We start from the raw sequence: 1634 nt of genomic DNA, 5'->3' as shown, positions 1-1634 counted from the left end.
AGCTATCTTTATTACCCAGTAAGGAATTTGAGCTATTTTATCAGCGTTTTTAGCATAACAAGTAATGAAGAACCAAACTTTCAGAGACATAGCATTGCTATCTCCCTACATCCATGACATTTAATTCTCTCTTCTCTGCAATACTCTGCGTTGATTCATATTTCGAGAATCTGAACTTTGAAAGTATAATAACTGATGTTGGGTTGCGGTACATTATAAATTATTAGTTAAATTAAGTACTATCTAGGAATATGCTAAGAAAAATTATATTTTGGTTAATCTGGATTGGATTTGTGACTTATGCTGTTATATTTGCGCCACCCGATCGACCTGATACACTAGATTTAATTAAAAATCTATTATTCGGTCAATGGCAAGGTATTAATCCATTAATTATTGCTCTGTTTAATATTATGGGAATTCTCCCAATGATTTACAGTTGCATTCTATTTATAGATGGTAGAGGACAAAAAATACCAGCTTGGTTATTTACAGCAGCATCATCTGCGGTAGGTGCTTTTGCCGTAATCCCATATTTGGCTTTACGGGATAAAAATCCTCAGTTTATCGGCAGAAAAAATGCTTTCTTAAAGTTATTAGATTCTCGAATAACGGGTGTTTTTCTTACTATTTCTACACTAATTCTTGTTTTCTTTGGTTTGACTCAAGGTAATTGGCATGATTTCGTTCAAGAATGGCAAACTAGTCGTTTTATTAACGTTATGAGTTTGGATTTTTGTATGTTATGTTTGCTATTTCCTACGCTCCTTCCTGATGATATGACACGACGTAATATGAAATTTTCATTGCTATTTTGGTCGATCGCAATCATTCCGTTATTTGGTGCTTTGTTCTATTTATCTGTCAGAAAAACATTGCAAGAAGTCGATGGGAATGTAATTTCTGGTCGAGAAGTATCTAATACTGTATAATTTATTGCTGTTCAGATGTGGAGATTAATCTTCTTGATTAATCTTCTTGATTAATCAAGAAGATTAATCTTCTTGTATATGTAAGAAAAATTCCCTTGCTTCTTTAATATTTATATCTGCCCATAAGGTAGAGATAACCTTTTTACCATCTACAGAAATGCTGTTATCTTTAATCAATATTTGGTCAGGTGTGTAGGGATAGTTTTTGACTGTTATACCCAACAAATTCATCATTTGGATGTTATTTGGGGTGATAACTGCTATTGGTCGTGTCAGCATTAAAATGCTCAACAAAAATAGAATTACACCTGTGATTGTATTTAACGAAAATCCGACAATAAAGGAAACATAAAGAATAAACACACTGGCAAAAAACAAGAAGAGAGAAAATATCTTTTTATACTTAATTTCGATACTCGAATATTGATTCATATCTCAATTTTTTACTTTTGCTAAAGAGTCTGTAATACTCCTAAATGGAGTCGAGTTAAAGCAAGGAATATATTCCCTTCGTCAAGTTATTACACATCAGGTGTGCGATATACCTGCGAGATTAAGCTCTGCTTATCGCATTACTATGCCTGATTTAATTATTTATTTTATGACTTTACTGAAATTTAATATATAAAGAATTTAATAAATCAATTAAAGATTAAATTAATTTTTTAAGATTAATTTATTATTGCTAGTGTTATTATGTAC

General features: G+C 31.3%; 2 protein-coding genes. One reads left to right on the top strand and one right to left on the bottom strand.

All coding sequences use genetic code 11. The features are described from left to right. The first annotated feature begins 251 nt into the window (after window positions 1-251). Window positions 252-932: a DUF2834 domain-containing protein gene (locus CK510_RS30125; protein ID WP_095725087.1), complete on the top strand. Its 681-nt coding sequence runs from the start codon at window positions 252-254 to the stop codon at window positions 930-932. A gap of 63 nt (window positions 933-995) precedes the next feature. Here CK510_RS30125 and CK510_RS30120 read toward each other — a convergent pair whose 3' ends face one another. After that, window positions 996-1364 carry a hypothetical protein gene (locus CK510_RS30120; protein WP_095725086.1) on the bottom strand — a complete coding sequence of 123 codons (369 nt, stop codon included), beginning with the start codon at window positions 1362-1364 and terminating at the stop codon, window positions 996-998. Window positions 1365-1634 lie beyond the last annotated feature (270 nt).

Source organism: Brunnivagina elsteri CCALA 953 (genome assembly GCF_002289455.1).
GTDB classification, from domain to species: Bacteria; Cyanobacteriota; Cyanobacteriia; order Cyanobacteriales; family Nostocaceae; genus Brunnivagina; species Brunnivagina elsteri.
This window is presented reverse-complemented; position numbering and strand designations above follow the sequence as displayed.

Bases quoted from the DNA above. Each gene is read 5' to 3' on its own strand.
- CK510_RS30125 (WP_095725087.1), top strand. From the start codon at position 252: ATGCTAAGAAAAATTATATTTTGGTTAATCTGGATTGGATTTGTGACT.
- CK510_RS30120 (WP_095725086.1), bottom strand. From the start codon at position 1,364: ATGAATCAATATTCGAGTATCGAAATTAAGTATAAAAAGATATTTTCT.